A 19,140-nucleotide genomic window follows, 5' to 3' on the forward strand; every position below is an offset into this window, starting at 1 on the left:
GGGATGCCGACCTTGTCGAGCAGGTTCTTCGCCTCGATCATGGCTTCCTTGCGGGCCAGGCCGCGGTGCCGTTCGAGCACCTCGGTGACCTGCAGGCCGATCGGGACGACGGGGTTGAGCGAGGACAGCGGGTCCTGGAAGACCATGCCGAGATCGCGGCCGCGACGGTCGCGCATCTCGGAGTCCGACAGCTTCAGCAGGTCCGTACCGTCGTAGGACACCGTGCCGGTGACCGTGGCGCCGCGCTTGGGCAGCAAGCCCATGATCGCCAGCGACGTGACGGACTTGCCGCAGCCGGACTCGCCGACGAGACCGACCGTCTGGCCGGGCTCGACGTCGAAGCTGACGCCGTCGACCGCGCGGAACGGCTCCTCGCCCTTGCGGTGGAACACGACGGTGAGGTCACGAACTTCGAGCAGTGCCACGACGACTCACCGCCTGTTCTTCGGGTCGAGGGCTTCGCGCAGGGTCTCGCCCATGAGCGTGAAGCCGAGCGCGACGATGATGATGCAGATCGCGGGCCACGCGGCGAGGTGCGGGTGGGTGTCGAACACCTTCTGCACGTCACCGAGCATCTGACCCCACTCCGGCACCCGGTCGTCCGGGTTGCCGAGGCCGAGGAACGACAGCGCGGCCGCCTCGATGATCGCGGTGGCCAGCACCAGCGTGGACTGGACGATCACCGGGCCGAGCGAGTTCGGCAGCATGTGCCGGAACACGATCGCGCCCTTCTTGACGCCGAGCGCGGTCGCCGCCAGCACGTGGTCGCTGTGCCGTTGCGCCAGCATCGAGCCTCTGAGCAGGCGCGCGAACACCGGGATCTGCACGATCGAGACCGCGAGGATCACCGTGAACTGGCTGGGCCGCGCGAACATCGCCGCGATCGAGAACGCCAGCAGCAGCGACGGCAGCGAGAGCATGACGTCGACGATGCGCATGACGAACGAGTCGACCCAGCCGCCGAGCGCACCCGCGAGCGTGCCCAGGATCAGGCCGCCGGTGAGACCGATGACGGTCGCGCCGACACCGACGATCAACGTCTGCTGCGAGCCGACCAGCAGACGCGACAGGAAGTCGCGGCCCTGCAGGTCGCCACCGAGCGGGTGACCGGGCTGCGCGACCGGGATCTCGTTGCGCGCCTTGACGACCTGGTCGATCAGCATCGGGCTGGCGGGGTCGTGCGGGGCGAGCCACGGCGAGAGCGCCGAGACGGCGATGAAGATGCCGATGATCACCGCGCCCGTGAGGAACACCGGGCTGCGCTTCAGCCGCTTCCACGCGCTCGCGGTCAGCGAGACGCCCGCGGTCGCGTCGATCTTTTCCTTCTTCGCGGAAAGTCCGAGAACCACGCCGCTCACCTCGTCCTGATGCGCGGGTCGATGAGCGCGTACGACAGGTCGACCAGCAGGTTGACCACGACGTAGACGATGGTCGCCATGATGATCAGCAACAACAGCACCGGGTAGTCACGCCGTTCGAACCCGATGGCGAGCGCCTCGCCCACGCCGGCGAACGAGAACACCTTCTCGGTGAGCACCGCGCCGGAGAGCAGCGCACCCGTCTGCAGACCGATCGTCGTGACGACCGGCAGCATCGCGTTGCGCATCACGTGCCGGCGGCGGATCACCGGTGCGGTGAGGCCCTTGGACTCGGCGGTGCGCACGAAGTCCTCGTCGAGCACGTCGAGGACGGCCGCGCGGGTGATCCGGAAGATCACCGCGAACGGGATCGTCGCCAGCGCGATCGCGGGCAGGACCAGGTGTTCCAGCGCGTTGAACGTCGCGTCCCACTCGCCGGTGATGATGCCGTCGAGGGTGAAGAACCCGGTGACGCGCGTGGCGTCGATGGCGTCCTGACGACCGCTGGAGGGCAGGCCGAGCGAGGACGACGCGACGCCCTTGAGCACGTAGGCCAGGAAGAAGACCGGAACGGCGACACCGATGAGCGAGCCGACGACGCTGAGGTTGTCGAACCAGCCGCCGCGGCGCTTGGCCGCGAGGTACCCGAGCGGGACGCCGATCGCGATCGCGATGAGGATCGCGAAGAAGCTCAGCTCGAGCGTCGCGGGGAACCGCTGCAGGAAGATGTCGAGCGCCGAGTCACCCGGCTGGACGCCGGTGGAAACGCCGAAGTCCCCGGTCGCCGCACGGCCGAGGAACTTGAAGTACTGGACGAAGATCGGCTGGTCGAGGCCTAGCTGCTTGGTGAGCTCCGCGGCCTTCTCCGGCGTGGAGCGGTCCCCCAGGAGGGCCGAGACCGGCCCTCCCGGGAGTACGCGCAGCCATGCGAAGAGCAGCAGCGAAAGCACCAGCACCACGCCGACCAGCTGGATCAGCCGTCGAATGGTGTAGCGGAGCACTGTGAGCTACCCCGTTGTTCTCTTGTGGTGGGAGCCGGCTCGGTCAGCCCTTGGAGGCCGGGCCGAACTTCTCGTCGGTCAACGGGCTGGGAACGACACCCTTGATGTCCGACTTCAACACCAGAGCGGGCGGGGAGTGCGAGATCGGGATCGCGGGCAGGTACTCGTCCATGATCTTCTTGTTGATCTCTTCGTACATCTTGGTGCGGTTGGCCTCGTTCGGCTCGGCGTTGGCCTTCGCCAGGTCGTCCGCGAGCGTCTTGCCCCACGCCGACACACCGGTGTTGAAGCGGTTGTCGGTGCGGCCGAAGAACGTGCCGACCCAGTTGTGGGCGGTGCCGTTGTCACCGGTCCAGCCGAGCAGGAACAGGTCCGGGATGCCCTGGTCGACGTCGGTCAGGTAGCCACCGTTCCACGGCTTCGTGACGACCTCGAGCTTGATGCCGGCCTTCTCCAGGTCACCGGACATCGCGCCGAACAGGTCCTTCGGCGACGGCATGTACGGACGGGTGACCTCGGACGGCCAGTAGAACTTCAGCGTCAGACCGGTGGCGCCCGCCTCGGCGAGCAGCGACTTGGCCTTCTCCGGGTCGTACTTCACCTCGGTGATCGACTTGTTGTAGCCGTTCACGGTGTCCGGCATGAACTGCGTCGCGACCTTGGCGCCCTCTGGCAGCTGCGACTTGACGAGCTGCTCGCGGTTGATCGCGTACATCAGGGCCTGGCGGACCTTGAGGTCGGCGAGCTTCGGGTTGTTCTTCTGGTTGATGCCCAGGTAGAACACGTTGAACGCCGGGCGGATCGCCACGTTGAAGCCGTCGGACTTCAGACCGGCCCAGTCGGCGGCGTTCGGCAGGTCGTACCCGTCGATGTCGCCGGCCTTGAGCGCCTGCTTGCGGGCGGTCTCGTCCGGGATGATCTTGAAGACGATCTTGTCCAGCTTGGCCTTCGTGCCGTGGTAGTCGTCGTTGCGGACGAGCTCCACGGTGTTGTTGGCCTTGTCGTACTTGCTGAACTTGAACGGGCCCGTGCCGGTCGGGTGCTCGTTCGCGTAGGCCGGGAAGGTGAACGCGTCACCGGAGGCCTGGACGTTGTCGGCGTCGTACTTCTTCAGCGCCTCGGGGCTGGAGATGGAGAACGACGTGAAGCCGAGGACCGACGGGAACTGCGAGGTGACCTCGTTCAGCTCGACGACCGCGGTCTTGGCGTCCTTGGCGGAGCAGGCCTTGAACAGCGACGGCTTGTCCGGAGTGGTCGCGAACCCGCCGAAGTTGTCCAGCCAGTACTGCGAGACGGCGTCGGACTGGCCGGCGCCCTTCTGGTTGTACCAGCGGTTGAAGTTGAAGCACACGGCCTCGGCGTTGAACTCCGTGCCGTCGTGGAACTTCACACCCTCCTTGAGGGTGAAGGTCCAGGTCTTGCCGTCCGCGGAGGGCTCGTACTTGGTCGCCAGCGCGGGCTCGACCTCGGCGGTGCCCGGCTTGAACCCGACCAGGCCCTCGAACATCTGGCGTGAGACCCGGAAGGTCTCGCCGTCCGTCGCGTAGAACGGGTCGAAGAGCTTCGGTGCGCCTGCGGCGCCGAAGGTCAGCGTGCCGCCTTGCTGGCCGCCACCGCCGGAGTCGCGCTGCGATTGCGCGCAACCTGACAGGGCCAGCGCGCTGACGCTGAGGAAGCCGATCGCGGCAACCCAACGGCGGCGAGCCGTTACTGAGTGGACCATCAAACACCCCTTGGACAATCCGCACATCTCACGGTGTGGTCGCCGACCATAACCGTTGCAGATACCCCCTCCGGGGCATCTGAGGTCACGATCCGGCCACTAGACCAGGCATTCTGATACGTCCGGCGCACGCTCGCTGACCCAACGTGAGCACCGCAGATGAGTCGGGGGCTCTCCTAGGCTGTAGAAACAACTACGAAACGTGGAGGAGGTCGCATGGGCAGGCAGGTCGAGTTCCGCGTCCTCGGCCCCCTCCAAGTGCTCATCGACTCCGAACCACTGCTGGTCCGCGCCGGTCGTCAGCGCGCGCTGCTCGTGTCGTTGTTGCTGCGTGCGGGCACCTCGGTGTCCGTGGACGAGCTCGCCGCGAACGTGTGGGGCGACGAACCCCCCGCCCGCGCCCGCGCGACTCTGCAGACCTATGTGATGCGTCTCAGGCAGCTGCTCGGGCCGTCGGTGCCGATCAGGACGGTCCCGGACGGCTACCTGATCGACGTCGACGAGAAGACGATCGACCTGATGCGCTTCGAGCCGCTCATCGACCAGGGCGAACAGGAGCGCGCGGCCGGGAACCTGCAGGCCGCCTCGGCCGCGTTCGCCGCCGCACTGGGGCTGTGGCGGGGTCCGGCGCTGGTCGACGTGCCGTCGGAGGTCCTGCACCGCGACGAGGTGCCGAGGCTCGACGAACGCCGCCTGCACGTGCTGGAACGCCGGGTCGAGGTCGACCTCGAACTGGGCCGCCACGGCGAGCTCGTCGCGGAGCTGTCCCGCCTGACCAGCGAACACCCGTTGCGCGAACGCTTCTGGGCGCAGCTGATGGTCGCGCTGTACCGCTCCGGCCGCCAGAGCGAGGCGCTGGCCGCCTACCAGCGGGTTTCCCGGCTGCTGGGCGACGAGCTGGGCATCGATCCCGGCGACGAGCTGCGGCGCGTGCACAGCCAGGTGCTGTCCGGGTCGATCGACGTGGTGGCGGCCTCGACGGGTGCCCCGGTCGTCGCGGCGAAGCCGGAACGGGTCGTGCCGTCGCAGCTCCCCGCGGACATCCCGGACTTCGTGGGCCGCGGCGAGGCCGTGTCGTTGATCATCGCGTTGCTGCGGACGGCGCAGGGTGTGCCGGTCGTCACGCTCGCCGGGCCGCCGGGTGTGGGCAAGACGGCGCTGGCCGTGCACGCGGCGCACCGGATGCGCGCCGACTTCCCCGACGGCCAGCTGTACGTGAACCTGCGCGGATACGCCCCCGGCCCGCCGTTGAGCGCGGTCGACGTGCTGCCGCGGTTCCTGCGGGCGCTGGGGACCGAGCCCGACCAGGTGCCGCTGGACCAGGACGAGCAGGAGGCGATGTTCCGGTCCACGCTGACCGGTCAGCGCGTGCTCCTGCTGCTGGACAACGCGTCGTCGGCCGAGCAGATCCGCCCGCTGCTGCCGGGTTCGCCGGGGTGCGCGGTGCTGGTGACCTCAAGGGACACGTTGCGGGGCCTGGCTGTCTCGCACGCGGCGTCGAACGTGCGCCTCGACGTCCTCGACTGGCACGAGACCCGTGCGTTGCTGGCGGGCATCCTGGGGGCGGACGAGGTGACGTCGCAGGAGGACGCCGCGGTGGAGCTGGCGTCGTTGTGCGCGCATCTGCCATTGGCTTTGCGTATCGCCGCGGCCAACCTCGTGTCGCGTCCGGAACTGTCCATCGCGGACTACGTGGAGGAACTGCGGGCGGGCAACCGGCTCGCCGCTCTGGCGGTCGAAGGCGACGAACGGGTCGCGGTGCACGCGGCGTTCGACCTCTCCTACACGGCGCTGAAGCCCGAGCTCGCGCAGATGTTCCGCCTGCTGTCCCTGGTTCCCGGTACGGACTTCACGCCGGAGATGGCGGCCGCCCTGTCGGGACTGACCACACAGGACGCCCGCCGCCGGCTCGACCGCCTGGCCACCGCGAACCTGATCGCGAACCACGCGCCGTCGCGCTACCAGTTCCACGACCTGCTGCGCGACTACGCGGCCGAGCGCCTGGCGTTCGAGGAGGGCCGCGCCGACTCGCGGGTGGCGCTGCGGCGGCTGCTCGACTGGGCGGTGCGCTCGGTCGACAACGCCACGTCGGCGATGAAGTCGACGCTGTTCCGCTTCCCGCGCCCGGAACCGCGGGGCGGCGTCGTGCCGCGGACGTTCAGCAGCAGCACCGAGGCCCTGACCTGGCTCGACTGCGAGCGGGCCAACCTGGTCGCCCTGGTGGCGCACTGCGTGGAGCGCGACCCCGAGAACGCGCCGTGGCAGCTGGCCGACGCCCTGCGCGGCTACTTCTACACGCAGGGCCTGACCGCCGAGTGGCGCGAGACGGCCAGGGCGGGCCTGCTGGGAGCGCGCGCACCCCGTGACGAGCTCGGCCAGCTCGCGATGCTCTCGTCGCTCGGCACGCTGTACTGGGTGACGGGCCAGCACCGCAACGCGCTCGGCTACTACCAGCAGGCCATCGCGTTGCAGGAGCACATCGACCTGCCGGAGGCCGAGGCCGCCGTCCTGTCCAACGCGGGCAGCGTCAACATCGACCTGGGCGAGCTGGAGCACGCCGCCGACCACCTCGAACGCGCCCTGGTGATCACCCGCCGCATCGGCGCCTTCCAGGTCCAGGCCAACGCCCTGTTCAACCTCGGCGGCGTCTACATGCAGCTGGGCCACCTCGACCGCGCCGCCGCGACGTTCGAGGAGGCCCTGGAGGCCGGCACCCGCATCGACTCGTGGATCACCCAGGCGAACTCCATGCGCGCGCTGGGCGAAGTGCACGCGTGGCGCGGCGAGCCGGACCTCGGCGCCTCCTACTTCGTGCAGGCGAGCGAGCTGTACGAACGTGCGGCCGCCCGCAACTTCGGCCACACCATGCACGAGGGCATGGCCATCACGCTGATCATGCGCGGCCGGTTCGAGGAGGCCGCGGTGGAGGCGTCCGCCGCCATGCGGATCGCCCGCGAGATGGACAACGTCAAGAGCGTCTGCGACGCGCAGAACCTGCTCGGGCGCGCGCTGGAGGGGGCGGGCCGGTACGAGGAGGCCGTCGAGCAGTTCTCGTCGGCGCTGTCGATCGCGGCCGACACCGGGTACTCGTGGGGGCTCTGCTCAGCGCGTCGCGGCCTGGCGTCGGCCTATCGGGGCGTCGGGCGGTACGCCGATGCGTTGACGATGGCCGCCTCGGCGCTGGTGGAGGCGGGGCGGTCGCGGTTCCGGCTGGCCGAGATGGAGGTGCTGCTCGTGCTCGGGCGCATCCACCTCGACACCTCGGACGCCGCCCAGGCGCTGGAGTGCGCCCTGCGTGCCGCTTCCGTCGGGTCCGACTCCGGGCACCGGTGGGTGTTCGGGCGGGCTCTGCTGCTGGCCGGCGACGCGGCGTTCGCCCTCGGGGACGTCGATTCCGCTCGTGCGCACTGGTCCTCGGCGCTGGAGGTGTTCAGCGCGATCGGCACGCCCGAGGCGTCCGTCGTCCGCGCTCAGCTCGAGGTGACGACGTAGTCGGCTCTCGCCCTGGTCTCGTCCACCGCGAACCAGCCTCTTTCGTACTGCTGCCAACGGATGAAGTGCTCTCGTTGGTGTTCGCCGTCTCTTTTCACCGCACGTTCCAGCCTGGCTCGTTCATCTCCGTGGTCCACGAAGATGCTGTAGCTCAGGGTGGTGTTCGCTTTCCTGGCCGAGGAGAAGCCCTCCAGGATGATCGTCCCTTGTGGACTCAGCGTGACCTCGTCGCCCTCGCCGATGCACGGGAAGCCCGGGGACCAGTCGGTTTTCCGGTACCTGGCCTCGTTGCCGTTCGCTATTTCCCGGAGGGCTTCGGCCAGTCGTGGCCACCACTTCGTCGTGGGGTCGTCCCACGTGGCGAAGTGGTCTGTGCTGATGAGCTGGGCGTTCAGGTTCTGCGCGAGTTCTTGTGCGAACGTCGATTTTCCCGCGCCTGACGGACCGTCCACCGCGACCAGGCGGGTTGCGCCCAGTCGCGGCGGGGTCGTCTCTACATGCTGCGGCGACCAGATAGCGCACGCCCCAGCGTCAGCTCGTCGGCGAACTCCAGGTCGCCGCCCATCGGCAGGCCGCTGGCCAGCCTCGTGACGGTCAGCCCTGGGAAGTCCCTGAGCATCCGGACGAGGTAGGTGGCCGTGGCCTCGCCCTCGGTGTTGGGGTCCGTGGCGATGATGACCTCGGAGATGTCCACACCGTCGGTGGCCGTGCCGATCCGGTTGAGCAGCTGCCGGATGCGGAGCTGGTCGGGGCCCACCCCGCTGAGCGGGTCCAGGGCGCCGCCCAGGACGTGGTAGCGCCCCCTGAACTCCCTGGTGCGCTCGATGGCCTGGACGTCCTTCGGCTCCTCGACCACGCAGACCAGTGCCAGGTCCCGCTTCGGATCTCGGCAGATGCGGCACCTGGTCTCCGCGCTCACGTTGCCGCAGACGTCGCAGAAGACCACGCCCTCCTTGACCTTCTGGAGTGCTTGCTGGAGCCGCTCGATGTCAGCCGGTTCCGTTGCGAGGAGGTGGAAGGCGATGCGTTGCGCGCTCTTCGGACCCACGCCCGGGAGCCTGCCCAGCTCGTCGATCAGGTCCTGTACCGGGCCCTCGTACATCGGGTGCCGGCTCTCAGCCGAGCAGTCCGCCGAGGCCGCCCTGGGCGAGCGGGCCTAGCTTCTGCTCCACCAGCTGCTGGGCCTTCTGGTTGGCGTTCTTGATCGCCGCGATCACCAGGTCCTGGAGGGTCTCGACGTCCTCCGGGTCCACGATCTTCGGGTCGATGGTGAGGTTGACCAGCTCGCCGCCGCCCGTGACGGTGGCCGTGACCAGGCCGTTGCCCGCGTCGCCGGTGACCTCGGTGTCGGCCAGCTGCTGCTGGGCTTCTGCCATCTGCTGCTGCATGGACTGGGCCTGCTGGAGCAGGGCCTGCATGTCGAACTGACCGGGTTGCACCGCTGGTCCTCTCGGTTCGGTGGTTGTTGGTTCAGGGTACGGGCTGTGGTGGTGGTCCTGTTTTACCGCTCGGGGCTCCGCCCCGGACCCCGCCAACTGATCAAGGACCGGCCAGCGCCTTGGGTGGGCTGATGGCACGCCGGTTGCGTTGGTTTGTTGTGAAAGCGGCTCGCCTGCGGCTTCGCGGCTGGGTGGTCAGACCTTCTTCAGCGGGCGGGCGCCTAGTTCGTCTGCCAGCAGTTTGAGCATCACCGACTCCGGGTCCTGTGCTTGCGGGACCGTGGCCGGGTCCACCGGGGTGGCGGCCTCGGCCAGCATCGCCTCTTCGTCGTCCGGTTCTGGCGGCAGGGGGTCGTCGGGCTCCGGGGGTTCCGGGGGTGGTGGGACGTCGTCCGACGGTGGGCGTGAGGCCTGGCGTTGTGGTGGTTCTGGTTGCCTTGCCGGTTGGGGTTGGCCCTGCTGGCTCGGGCGCGTCGGGGCTGGGCGGGGGGCCTTGGCCTGGGCGGTTGCCTGTGGGGTGGCGCCTGGGGCTCCGTGGGTGCAGCGGACCTGCCACGTGCCGCCCAGGACTGCGGACAGGGCGTTCGAGATCGCCTCTGTGTTGCGCGGTTCTGCCAGGCGGCGGGCCAGGGGGGCCGAGGTGTGGGTGACCGTCACCACGTTGCCGTCCACCTCGCTGACCATGGCGTTGGTCAGCATCGCCTCGGTGCTGCGGCTGGTGGAGCGGACCGCGGTCAGCAGTTCGGACCAGATCTTGCGGACTGCCGCCGCGTCCAGTTCGCCGGAGGTGGAGGCAGCAGCGGGAGGCGGGGCGGCAGCTTGGGTCGGCTGTGGTGCTGCGGCTGCCGGAACTGGGGGCGGTGCCTGGGTAGGGGTGGGCGCCGGGTCGGCTGCGGCCGGTGCCGGGGTGGCCTGGGGCCTGGGGGTCTCGATCGGGACCGTGGCCGGGATCGCCGGGATTGGGCGGGGTGGTTCCGGTTGGGCTTGGCCCTCGGCTGCCGGTGTGGGTGGCTGCTGGGACCTGCGGGTGAAGACCGGGGCGCCTGCTGCTGCCTGGGGTTCGCCCGGGGTTGCCGCGATGGTGGCCGGGGGGCGGCGTTCCAGTTGTTCCAGGCGTTGGAGCAGGGCTGCTTCCGACTGGCTCACCGACGGGAGGAGCATGCGGGAGGCCAGGAGTTCCAGCAGCAGGCGCGGGGCCGTGGCTCCTCGCATGTCCACCAGGCCCGCGTGGACGATCTCGGCGTAGCGGGTCAGGGCTGCCGGGCCGATTCGTTCTGCCTGGGCCGCCATCGTGGCCAGCTCGTCTTCCGGGGCGTTGACCAGGTTGCGGTCGGCCGCGTCGGGGACCGCGCAGAGCAGGACGAGGTCGCGGAGGCGGTCCAGCAGGTCGCTCGCGAAGCGGCGGGGGTCGTGGCCCGCGTCCACCAGGCGGTCGATGGTGCCGAAGACCGCCGCGCCGTCGCCTGTGGACAGGCCGTCCACCACGTCGTTGATCAGGGCCGAGTCGGTGACGCCCAGGAGTGTCAGGGCCCGTTCGTACTTCACGCCGTCGGGGCCCGCACCGGACAGGAGCTGGTCCATGACGGACTGCGTGTCTCGGGCCGAGCCGCCGCCCGCCCGGATGACGAGGGGGAAGACGGCCGGTTCGACGGCCACGCCCTCGGCGGCGCAGTTGCGTTCGAGCAGGCTGCGCATCACGCCGGGCGGGATCAGGCGGAACGGGTAGTGGTGCGTGCGGGAGCGGATGGTCGGGAGGACCTTGTCCGGCTCGGTGGTGGCGAAGATGAAGATCAGGTGTTCCGGCGGCTCTTCGACGATCTTCAGCAGGGCGTTGAAGCCCTGCGTGGTGACCATGTGCGCCTCGTCGATGATGAAGACGCGGTACTGGGACTCCGCCGGGGCGTAGAAGGCCTTGTCGCGCAGGTCGCGGGCGTCCTCCACGCCGCCGTGCGAGGCGGCGTCGAGCTCCACCACGTCGACGCTGCCCGTGCCGTTGGGCGCGAGGCCGATGCAGCTGTTGCACTCGCCGCACGGGTCGGGTGTCGGACCCTTCACGCAGTTCAGCGAGCGGGCCATGATGCGGGCCGACGAGGTCTTGCCGCAGCCCCGCGGGCCGCTGAAGAGGTACGCGTGGTTCACCCGGCCTGCCGCCAAGGCGGTGCGCAGGGGTTCCGTCACGTGCTCCTGGCCGACGACCTCGGAGAACGTGGCCGGTCGGTACTTGCGATACAGAGCGAGCGCCACGCCCGAGACAGTACCGGTGGGCACCGACACAAAAAGGGGACCCCGTGCACCCACCAGAGCCCGCTTATCCTTGCTGCCTTCCGGCCCTGGGGAGGTTCGCGAGATGTGTGCCGCACGAGGTCCGACGCAAGTGTAGCGAACGGCTTTTGTCGAACGCATGTTCGAGTTGCCCACAGCGTTGTCCCCAGGTGTGGACAACTGCTCGACCGCAGGTCAGGGGCTGATCGCGGCCAGTCTGCGGCGCAGGAAGGCCCGTTCGGACTCGGTTCCCGCGAGCACGAGCGCCTCGCGGTAGGCCTGCGCGGCCTCGTCGTCGCGGCCGAGCCGGTGGAGCAGATCGGCGCGGGCCGCCCTGAACGGGTGATAGTCGCGGAGCTTGGGCTCCCCCGCCAGCTGGTCGAGCAACGCGAGCCCGGCCGCGGGTCCGTCGCGCATGGCGACCGCCGCGGCTCTGTTCAGCGCGATCACGGGTGACGGTGTGAGTTTGTGCAGGACGTCGTAGAGCGCCACGATCTGCAGCCAGTCGGTGGTCTCGAAGTCCGGCGCCTCGTCGTGCAACGCGTTGATGGCCGCCTGCACGCCGTACGGGCCGTATCCGCCCGTGAGCGCGCGCTCGGCCAGAGCGCTGCCCTCGTCGATCATGTCGCGGTCCCAGAGCGCGCGGTCCTGGTCCTCCAGCAGCTCAGGCCGGGAACCGCGACGGGCGTGGACGAGCAACATCAACGCCAGCAGGCCCGTGACCTCGCGTTCTGATGGCAGCAGGCCGCGCAGGATCCTGGCCAGCCGGATCGCCTCGCCGGCCAGGTCGTCCCGCTGGGCCGCGTAGCCCTCGGTGAAGATCGAGTAGACGGCCTGCAACACGCCGGGCAGGCGTTCCGGGAGCTCGTGCGGGTCCGGCACGCGGAACGGGATGCGCGCTTGGCTGATCTTCTTCTTCGCGCGCACGATCCGCTGCTGCATGGTCGTGACCGGCACGAGGTAGGCCCGCGCGACCTCGGGCGTCGTGAAGCCCGCCAGGCAACGCAGGACCAGCGCGCCGCGGTCCTCCTCGGGCAACGCGGGGTGCGCGCACGTGAAGAACAGCTCCAGCCGCTCGTCCGGCAGCGCGTCACCCACCGGCGCGTCGGCCCGCGTGACCTCGACCTGTAGCAACGCCAGCCGCGCCGCATGAACCCGGTCACGGCGCAGGCGGTCGACGGCCTTGCGGCGCGCGGTCGTGAGCAACCACGCGCCGGGCCGGTCCGGCACCCCGTCCACCGGCCAGTGCCGCAGCGCCGCCTCGATCGCGTCGGAGGTGACCTCCTCGGCCAGGTCGAGGTCGCCGAAGCGCTTGACCAGGGTGGCGAGCAGCCGGCCGCGCTCCTCCTGGAACACCTGCTCGACGTTCACCGGCTCAGAAGTCGAACTCGGCGATCGGCCGCACGACCACGGCCCCGCCATCACGCGAACCGGGACACTTCGCGGCCCACTCCAGCGCCGCGTCGAGGTCCGGCACGTCGATGACGTCGTACCCGCCCAGCACCTCACGCGTCTCGGCGAACGGCCCGTCGGTCACGGTGCGCCTGCCGTCCTGTCCCACCTGGACGGTGGTCGCGGTGACGAGGTCGGCCAGCGAGTGGCCGGACACGAGGACACCCGCGTCCCTCATCTCCTTCTCGTAGGCGACCCAGTCCTCGACGGTGCAGCTCACCTGCTGGTCGGCGGCCGCGTAGATCATCAGCATGTACTTCACGATTGCGCTCCTCAGGTCGGTGTTACGGGATCACGACGAGCGGTCTCCCGCCAGATCGACACGAGCCGCGAAGATCTTTTTCTGTCCCCGGTCCCCACCCCCGTTTTGGGACCGGGGACAGCTGTCCGGTAAGGTTCTCCACGGAGGATTCGCATAGCGGCCTAGTGCGCACGACTGGAAATCGTGTTGGGTTCACCCCCTCACGGGTTCAAATCCCGTATCCTCCGCTCTCGTGGAAGGGCGCCGAACGTTCACCGTTCGGCGCCCTTCCGGCGTTAATGTTGCATGATGCTGTCCGAAGACCTGATGCTGCTGTTCCTCGACGAGGTCGCCGGCGGTGTCCGCACGGACTCCACGTCGATCCAGAACGCACTCGCGGGTGGCGTGCTGCTCGAGCTGGTCGGCTCGGGGCGGGTGGCGTTCGAGGCGGACGGCAGGAAGCTCGCGGTCGTCGACCCGGCGCCGCTGGACGACGAGTTCCTCCAGAAGTCGTTGGCGCGCATCGACAAGCCCATGAAACCGCAGCGGGCCGTCGAGCGGTTGCGCAGCCACGTCAGGGACGACGTGATGGCGCAGCTCGACGCCCGCGGTGTGCTGACCGTCGAGAAGTCCAAGATCCTCGGCATCTTCCCGACGAAGACCTACACGCTTCACGACGCCGCGGCGGTCAGCGATCTCCGCCGTCTGGTGGGCGACGTGGCGCAGGGGCACCGGGCTCCGGACGACCGCACCGGAGCGCTGATCTCCTTGCTGTACGCGGTGAAGGGGCTGCACAAGGTGTTCCCCGGCGACAAGCGCGAGATGAACGCGCGCGCGAAGGAGATCGCGGCCGGCGACTGGGCCGGAGTCGCGGTGAAGAAGGCGTTGGACGCGGTGCACTCCGCGGTCACCGCGGCCCTGGTGGCCTCCACCGCGGCCGCCACCTCAGGGGGAGGTTCCAGCTGATGTTGCACGAAGACCTGATGGTGCTGCTCATCAACCAGGACGACAACAAGCTGCGCGTCGACGGCACGGCGGCGGAGAACGCGCTCGCCGGTGCCGTGCTCATCGAGCTCGTGAGCTCGGGGCGTGTCGCGTTCGAGCCCAACGGCAAGAAGCTCCAGGTCGTCGACCCGACGCCGTTGAAGGACCCGGTGCTGCAGGAGTCGGTCGGCAGGTTCGACAAGCCCATGAAGCCGCAACGGGCTGTGGAGCGGCTGCGGAAGAAGGTGCGCGAGAACGTCGCCGCGCAACTCGAAGCCCGTGGCGTCGTGCGCGTGGAAGCGCGGAAGGTGCTCGGGATCTTCCCCGGCAGGAGTTACGTGATCACCGACGAGCGCGCGGCCGAGCGGGTGCGGAAAGCCGTCGGCGAGGTCGTGCTCGGGTATCGCGGCGCCGATGAGCGCACCGGAGCGCTGATCGCGTTGCTGTACGCGGTGAAGTCGGTGCACAAGGTGGTCGACGGCAACAGGCGCGACATGGACAAGCGGGCCAAGGAGATCGCCGCCGGCAACTGGGCGGGCGAGGCCGTGCGCAGGGCTGTCGAGGCGATCCAGGCGGGCGTGGTCGCGGCCACCGCTGCTGCCGCCGCCGCGTCGTCCAACTACGGATGACGCGGCGGCGGTAGCGGGAGTTACTTCTTCAGGCAGTCGAGGATGTCCTCGAGGGCGAACACGACCTTGTCGACGTTCGCGTCGCCCGTGGACGGGCGGGCGCGGACGATCTGCGGGTCGTGGTCGCTCGCCTGGTCGGCGAACTCGGCGTTGACGTGGACCACGTCGTAGCTGAAGCGCGTGATGTTCTTGCTCATCACGAGGTGGTCGAGCGTCTGCGAGTTGCCCTCGAAGACGTAGCTGTACCGCTCGTTCACGGGCAGCGTCTCGATCAGCGCCCTGAGGTTGCCGTCGCCGGTCAGCGTCTTGAGCGCGGGCGAGAACTGGTAGTCGTTCAGGTCGCCGGCGAGGACGACGTTGGAGCCCCTGTCGATCGCGCGGATCTGCTCCGTGAACGCCTTCAGCGCCGCGGCCTGCTTGGCGCGCTGCACCTCCGAGGAACGGCTCGGCGGCTGGTTGCGGCCGTGGATGGCCTCGTCGCCGCCCTTGGAGTTGAAGTGGTTCGCGACGACGAAGACCGTGCGGCCGCGGAACTTGAACTCGCCGGCGAGCGGCTTGCGGCTGTTGGCCCACGCGTCGTTCAGCGGGTCGATGCGGCCCGGTGACACGGAAAGCGCGGCGCGGCCGTTCTTCTTCACGACCTGGACGGGCGTCTTGGAGTCGCCGCCGGGACGGTCCACGAAGGACACGCGCTGCGGGTTGAAGAAGAAGCCGACGCGGATGTTGCCGCCGGGCTCGCCGCCGTCCTTCAGGTTCTCCGGGTCGATCTGGCGCCACTGGTAGCGCGGGCCGCCCTTGGCGACGATCGCGTCCGAGAACTTCTGCAGCGTCTGGTCCGCCGCGACGACACCGTCGTTGGTCGCGCCGTTGTTGTCCTGGATCTCTTCCAGCACAACGACGTCCGGGCTGCGCAGGTTCGTCGTGACGCCCTCGGCGAGCCGGTCGAACTTCTCCTGCGGGTCGGACGGGTCGAGGTTCTCGACGTTGTAGGTCGCGACCGACAGCTCGGACTCCTTCTGCTGCGCGGTGATCTCGCGCTGCAGGTTGGAGGACGCGTGGGTGCCGAGGCTCAGCGCAGCCAGCGTGTAGCCGCCGAAGTTCGTGTACTCGATGGCGCCGACGGTCGCGCCGGTGAACACGTCACCGACGTTCGAGGAGGGCAGCGCACCGGCGGTCTTGATCTTCAGGCGGCCGCTGTTCTGCTGGTCGTAGCCGGTGTAGGTGGTGCCGCCGCGCTGGTTGCGGTTCTGGTCGGGGTCGACCGTCACCCAGACCTCGCCGAACGTGTTGCTCGGGCCGACCACGCGGGCGTCGTCGACCTGGACCAGCGTGCCCTCGAGGGACTCGAAGTAGTCGAGGCCGTACTTCGCGGGCTCCAGCGGGAGCTGCTCGATGCTGCCGCCGGGCGCGGGCAGGTAGCCGGCGGGGACGTTCTTCACCACGACGGGTGCCGGGACGGGGTTGCCCTTCGACAGCGTGACCGTGGTGGGCGTGGTGATCTCGGTGAGGGTCTGGTTGGAGCCCGTCTCACCGCCCGGCCGGTACTCGGCGATCGTGCCGCTGACCAGCACGCTGTCCCCGACGGCCACGGTCGGCGCGCTGCCGGCCGTGTAGACGAAGACGCCCTCGCTGGTGCGCGGGTCGCTGTCCTGGCCGGTGACGTCCTGGATCCAGAAGCCGCGGTCACCCGAGGCGCGCGTGCCGGTGACGACGCCGGGGACGTTGGTGACCTTCTGGCCGACCAGCGGCGAGATGCGCGTGACGCCCTGGATGTCGTGGATGCGCTTGTCGCCGGGGGTGGGGTCCGGATCGGGGCCTGGGTCCGGGTCGCCGCCTGGGGTTTCGCCCTGGGAGTTGGTCGGGCTGGGGGTGCCGGCCGCGAAGTCCGCGGAGTTGTTGTCGGTGTCCGCGAGCCCGGTGGCGCGCGACGCCGAGGTGGTGTTGCTCAGCGCACCCGTCGCGGTGCCCTCGCGGACGGCGGCCGTGCCGTAGCCGACGAGGTCCTTGATCCGCGGCTCGGCGGCGCAGTCGGCGGCCGTCTTGCAGGTCAGCGCCGCCGTGCCGCTGACCAGCGCGATGGTGCCGCCGGTGGCGCTCATGGCGAGGGTGCCGGTGGCGTCGGGTGCGGGCAGTTCGACGGTGCCGCCGGTGCCCTTGGCCTCGGCGACGAGGAACGTCTTGCCGGGCGCGATCGAGCCGGTCAGCGGGGTGACGCCCCACTGCGTGCTCGCGCCGGGGCTGGCCGAGATGTACTGCACGCTGAAGCCGTCGAGGGCGACCGGCGTGGCGCCCTTGTTGGCCAGCTCGACGAAGTCCTGCGTGAGGGTGGCGCCGGAGTTGCCGCCGCCCCCGTAGACCTCGGAGATCAGCGCGTCGGTGCTGGGTGCTGCGACGGCGGGTGCGGCGGCGAGCACGAGTGCCGCCACCGCTGTCCCGACGACGGGCAGGGTGGGTCTCAAAACTTCCTCCAGGGGATGCGGCGGACCGACGCATCCTTACCCGATCGAGTGAGCTTTGGTAGCCGTTGTCACTAACGGTTAACCGGTTGGCCCACCACTCATCACTCGAACAAGTGTTCGATCATGGTGTACGCTCTTCTTCGGAACGCCGGCCGGTGAACCCCTCCCAGGCACCGGCCGGCGTCCCTAAGTTGGTGGGCATGGGGATTCCGGGTTACGAGCGCCGCCGCGCCGAGATCGTCCACCAGACCGAACTGCTGGTCTCTTCCCTGACCGACGCTGACCTGGGCATTCAGGTGCCGTCGATCCCGGACTGGACCCTCAACCAGCTGCTGCGCCACCTGGGCCACGCGCACCGCTGGGCCGACACGATGCTGCGCGAGAGACTGCCGGAGATCGACTTCTCCCGCAACGAGGCGCAGCGCGTGTCGTCGTATGTGGGTGAAACGCCCTCCGTGCTGGTCCCGTGGCTGCGGGAGGGCGCGGCGTCGCTCGCCGAGGTGCTCGGGGAGGTCGACCCGGAGGAGATGATCGCCCCGGTGGACGGCTTCCCCGGCCCGCGCGTGTGGTCGCGGCGGATGACGCACGAGACCGTGATCCACAGGTGGGACGCCCTGAACGCGCTCGGCCTGCCGTTCACCCTCGACCCCGAGATCGCCCAGGACACGCTGCGCGAGTGGACCGGTCTCGCCCTGCCCTACGCGTTCCAGCGGTGGCCCGCGGAGACCGCTCCCCTCGCCGGCACCGGGACCGTGCACCTGCACGCCACGGACGTCGAGGCGGAGTTCGTAATCGATTTCAGCGGCCAGGCGCCGGTGGTGCGGGAGGGGCACGAGAAGGCGTCGGTGGCGGTGCGCGGCCCCGTCGTCGACGTGCTGCTGACCGTCTACCGGCGTCGGCCGGTGGAGGGGCTGGAGGTGTTCGGCGACCGCGAGTTGCTGGACCTGGTGCTGGACCGGGTCAGGTTCTGATCAATGGTCTGCCGGTGCGCGCCGCTTGCTCACCCGCCAGGCGTCGAGCGCGGCCGCACCGGCGGCGACGCCGACCACGATCGTCAGCTCCGCCGAACCGCGCGGGGGTACGAACGACAACTGAGACGGAAACCGAGACGGAGTCGTCCACTGTGGACAACGCCTGGTTGCGCTTTCGCGCCGCCTCGGCACCCAACACAGCGGCACTCTCGAATTGTCCCGCCTGCATCGCTCTCAGTGCCTCCCCAGAGCGCCGTAGCCAACACCGCTACGTCTTACAGCCGCTCCCCGCCTTGTTTCGCACGCGCTTCCTGTGGCGCATTGAGCAGCCGGACGGGGAGCTATCACGGGGCAGACGTGACACGCCGTCGAATGGGACACTGGAGGCATGAGCGAACAGCGGACGCTGACCGCAGCGGTACACCAGGAAGAGGATTGGTACATCGCTCAGTGTCTTGAGATCGACGTGGCCAGTCAGGGTCAGTCGATCGAGGAAGCGCTGAGCAACCTCCGCGAGGCAGTCGAGCTGTACCTGTCCGAGGTGCCTGAACCTGCGGTCACCTCGACGCCGTTGGTGACCTCGTTCCAGGTGCCGGGCACGGCCGCGTGAGTCCTGCACTGTCGGACGTCGCCGTCCGCAAGGTCACCCGTGTCTTGGAATCGCCCGGATTCGAGCACGCCCGCACCAAAGGCAGCCATGCCGTCTACCGGCATGACGATGGCCGGACGGTCATCGTGCCCATGCACGGCACCGTGAAGCGCGGAACGCTCGCCTCGATCATTCGGCAGGCAGGGCTGACACCAGCCGAGTTCCTGGCGCTGCTCTAGCCCTCTCCCCTGCTCCTCAGATATCGGTGACTGCGGTGACCGTGCAGGTCAGACGGTTACCGATGAGGACGTGGTCACCGATCAGCTCGGTAACTCGGTCGCCGCTGACAGAGAGCACTCGACGATACAAACGCTGTAGCCGGGAGGGGTGAACCATTGGCGTTGTTCGGCGACAGTCGCCGCATACCGAGAAACGTCTCTAGCAGCAAAGACATCTACGCCGGCATAGCGAGTGCCACTCCCAGCGGTAAGTACCGATACCTCACCATTGAGCGACAGACTCGCGTGCCGCTGGAGGTCG

At 69.2% G+C, this 19,140-nt stretch carries 17 protein-coding genes, 1 tRNA gene and 1 other RNA gene; 7 read left to right on the plus strand and 12 right to left on the minus strand.

Annotated features, from left to right (window positions below; translation table 11 throughout):
- From VM306_RS30890 to VM306_RS30905, 4 genes are all read right to left on the minus strand, one after another.
- The coding region (locus VM306_RS30890; protein ID WP_325521285.1) for an ATP-binding cassette domain-containing protein at nucleotides 1–425 on the minus strand (425 nt) is incomplete at its 3' end.
- Nucleotides 426–431: 6 nt separating this feature from the next.
- On the minus strand, nucleotides 432–1,349 hold the full coding sequence (locus VM306_RS30895; protein WP_325521286.1) for an ABC transporter permease: 918 nt from the start codon (nucleotides 1,347–1,349) through the stop codon (nucleotides 432–434).
- Nucleotides 1,350–1,354: 5 nt separating this feature from the next.
- The gene (locus VM306_RS30900; RefSeq protein ID WP_325521287.1) at nucleotides 1,355–2,359 is read right to left on the minus strand and encodes an ABC transporter permease; all 1,005 of its coding nucleotides are present in this window, start codon (nucleotides 2,357–2,359) and stop codon (nucleotides 1,355–1,357) included.
- Nucleotides 2,360–2,402: 43 nt separating this feature from the next.
- Complete coding sequence (locus tag VM306_RS30905) at nucleotides 2,403–4,082, minus strand: ABC transporter substrate-binding protein (protein WP_325521288.1); 1,680 nt, start codon at nucleotides 4,080–4,082, stop codon at nucleotides 2,403–2,405.
- A gap of 216 nt (nucleotides 4,083–4,298) precedes the next feature.
- Between VM306_RS30905 and VM306_RS30910 the strand changes: the two genes are divergently transcribed.
- The gene (locus VM306_RS30910; RefSeq protein ID WP_325521289.1) at nucleotides 4,299–7,574 is read left to right on the plus strand and encodes an AfsR/SARP family transcriptional regulator; all 3,276 of its coding nucleotides are present in this window, start codon (nucleotides 4,299–4,301) and stop codon (nucleotides 7,572–7,574) included.
- On the opposite strand, the gene VM306_RS30915 is transcribed toward VM306_RS30910, so the two are convergent.
- The 7 genes from VM306_RS30915 to VM306_RS30945 form a co-directional block, all read right to left on the minus strand.
- Nucleotides 7,553–8,026: a uridine kinase family protein gene (locus tag VM306_RS30915; protein ID WP_325521290.1), complete on the minus strand. Its 474-nt coding sequence runs from the start codon at nucleotides 8,024–8,026 to the stop codon at nucleotides 7,553–7,555. The two genes, VM306_RS30910 and VM306_RS30915, sit on opposite strands and share 22 nt — an antisense overlap.
- Before the next feature lie 41 nt (nucleotides 8,027–8,067).
- Nucleotides 8,068–8,676, minus strand: coding sequence for a recombination mediator RecR (recR, locus tag VM306_RS30920; protein WP_325521291.1), 609 nt, complete (start codon nucleotides 8,674–8,676; stop codon nucleotides 8,068–8,070).
- Between the two features lie 13 nt (nucleotides 8,677–8,689).
- A complete protein-coding gene (locus VM306_RS30925; protein ID WP_325521301.1) occupies nucleotides 8,690–8,992 on the minus strand; it encodes a YbaB/EbfC family nucleoid-associated protein in 303 nt (100 codons plus the stop codon).
- 216 nt (nucleotides 8,993–9,208) lie between these two features.
- Nucleotides 9,209–11,257, minus strand: a complete 2,049-nt coding sequence (locus tag VM306_RS30930) for a DNA polymerase III subunit gamma and tau (RefSeq protein WP_325521292.1) — start codon at nucleotides 11,255–11,257, stop codon at nucleotides 9,209–9,211.
- 30 nt (nucleotides 11,258–11,287) lie between these two features.
- Nucleotides 11,288–11,384, minus strand: an RNA gene (gene ffs / locus VM306_RS30935) — signal recognition particle sRNA small type.
- 86 nt (nucleotides 11,385–11,470) lie between these two features.
- Nucleotides 11,471–12,697, minus strand: coding sequence for an RNA polymerase sigma factor (locus VM306_RS30940; RefSeq protein WP_325521293.1), 1,227 nt, complete (start codon nucleotides 12,695–12,697; stop codon nucleotides 11,471–11,473).
- Nucleotides 12,651–12,989, minus strand: a complete 339-nt coding sequence (locus tag VM306_RS30945; protein ID WP_325521294.1) for a YciI family protein — start codon at nucleotides 12,987–12,989, stop codon at nucleotides 12,651–12,653. The genes VM306_RS30940 and VM306_RS30945 overlap by 47 nt, the downstream gene beginning before the upstream one ends.
- Nucleotides 12,990–13,131: 142 nt before the next feature.
- Here VM306_RS30945 and VM306_RS30950 point away from each other — a divergent pair.
- The 3 genes from VM306_RS30950 (at nucleotide 13,132) to VM306_RS30960 (ending at nucleotide 14,581) form a co-directional block, all read left to right on the plus strand.
- Nucleotides 13,132–13,216: transfer RNA gene (locus VM306_RS30950), tRNA-Ser, on the plus strand.
- 61 nt (nucleotides 13,217–13,277) lie between these two features.
- Nucleotides 13,278–13,934: a GOLPH3/VPS74 family protein gene (locus VM306_RS30955; RefSeq protein WP_325521295.1), complete on the plus strand. Its 657-nt coding sequence runs from the start codon at nucleotides 13,278–13,280 to the stop codon at nucleotides 13,932–13,934.
- Nucleotides 13,934–14,581, plus strand: coding sequence for a GOLPH3/VPS74 family protein (locus VM306_RS30960; RefSeq protein ID WP_325521296.1), 648 nt, complete (start codon nucleotides 13,934–13,936; stop codon nucleotides 14,579–14,581). The genes VM306_RS30955 and VM306_RS30960 overlap by 1 nt, the downstream gene beginning before the upstream one ends.
- A 20-nt stretch (nucleotides 14,582–14,601) precedes the next feature.
- Here VM306_RS30960 and VM306_RS30965 read toward each other — a convergent pair whose 3' ends face one another.
- The gene (locus VM306_RS30965) at nucleotides 14,602–17,040 is read right to left on the minus strand and encodes an endonuclease/exonuclease/phosphatase family protein (protein WP_325521297.1); all 2,439 of its coding nucleotides are present in this window, start codon (nucleotides 17,038–17,040) and stop codon (nucleotides 14,602–14,604) included.
- A gap of 200 nt (nucleotides 17,041–17,240) precedes the next feature.
- On the opposite strand from VM306_RS30965, the gene VM306_RS30970 reads away from it, so the two are divergent.
- From VM306_RS30970 to VM306_RS30980, 3 genes are all read left to right on the plus strand, one after another.
- Nucleotides 17,241–18,011, plus strand: a complete 771-nt coding sequence (locus VM306_RS30970) for a maleylpyruvate isomerase family mycothiol-dependent enzyme (RefSeq protein ID WP_325521298.1) — start codon at nucleotides 17,241–17,243, stop codon at nucleotides 18,009–18,011.
- 388 nt (nucleotides 18,012–18,399) lie between these two features.
- A complete protein-coding gene (locus VM306_RS30975; protein WP_325521299.1) occupies nucleotides 18,400–18,621 on the plus strand; it encodes a type II toxin-antitoxin system HicB family antitoxin in 222 nt (73 codons plus the stop codon).
- The gene (locus VM306_RS30980) at nucleotides 18,618–18,839 is read left to right on the plus strand and encodes a type II toxin-antitoxin system HicA family toxin (protein ID WP_325521300.1); all 222 of its coding nucleotides are present in this window, start codon (nucleotides 18,618–18,620) and stop codon (nucleotides 18,837–18,839) included. Before VM306_RS30975 ends, VM306_RS30980 begins: the two co-directional genes overlap by 4 nt.
- Nucleotides 18,840–19,140 lie beyond the last annotated feature (301 nt).

The organism is Lentzea sp., from assembly GCF_035525475.1.
Lineage (GTDB): Bacteria > Actinomycetota > Actinomycetes > Mycobacteriales > Pseudonocardiaceae > Lentzea.

What these genes read in the sequence shown, in the direction of transcription:
- recR (WP_325521291.1), bottom strand. Translation starts at nt 8,676, where the DNA reads ATGTACGAGGGCCCGGTACAGGACCTGATCGACGAGCTGGGCAGGCTC.
- VM306_RS30955 (WP_325521295.1), top strand. Translation starts at nt 13,278, where the DNA reads ATGCTGTCCGAAGACCTGATGCTGCTGTTCCTCGACGAGGTCGCCGGC.
- VM306_RS30940 (WP_325521293.1), bottom strand. Translation starts at nt 12,697, where the DNA reads ATGGCGGGGCCGTGGTCGTGCGGCCGATCGCCGAGTTCGACTTCTGAG.
- VM306_RS30975 (WP_325521299.1), top strand. Translation starts at nt 18,400, where the DNA reads ATGAGCGAACAGCGGACGCTGACCGCAGCGGTACACCAGGAAGAGGAT.
- VM306_RS30925 (WP_325521301.1), bottom strand. Translation starts at nt 8,992, where the DNA reads ATGCAGGCCCTGCTCCAGCAGGCCCAGTCCATGCAGCAGCAGATGGCA.
- VM306_RS30910 (WP_325521289.1), top strand. Translation starts at nt 4,299, where the DNA reads ATGGGCAGGCAGGTCGAGTTCCGCGTCCTCGGCCCCCTCCAAGTGCTC.
- VM306_RS30905 (WP_325521288.1), bottom strand. Translation starts at nt 4,082, where the DNA reads ATGGTCCACTCAGTAACGGCTCGCCGCCGTTGGGTTGCCGCGATCGGC.
- VM306_RS30960 (WP_325521296.1), top strand. Translation starts at nt 13,934, where the DNA reads ATGTTGCACGAAGACCTGATGGTGCTGCTCATCAACCAGGACGACAAC.
- VM306_RS30970 (WP_325521298.1), top strand. Translation starts at nt 17,241, where the DNA reads ATGGGGATTCCGGGTTACGAGCGCCGCCGCGCCGAGATCGTCCACCAG.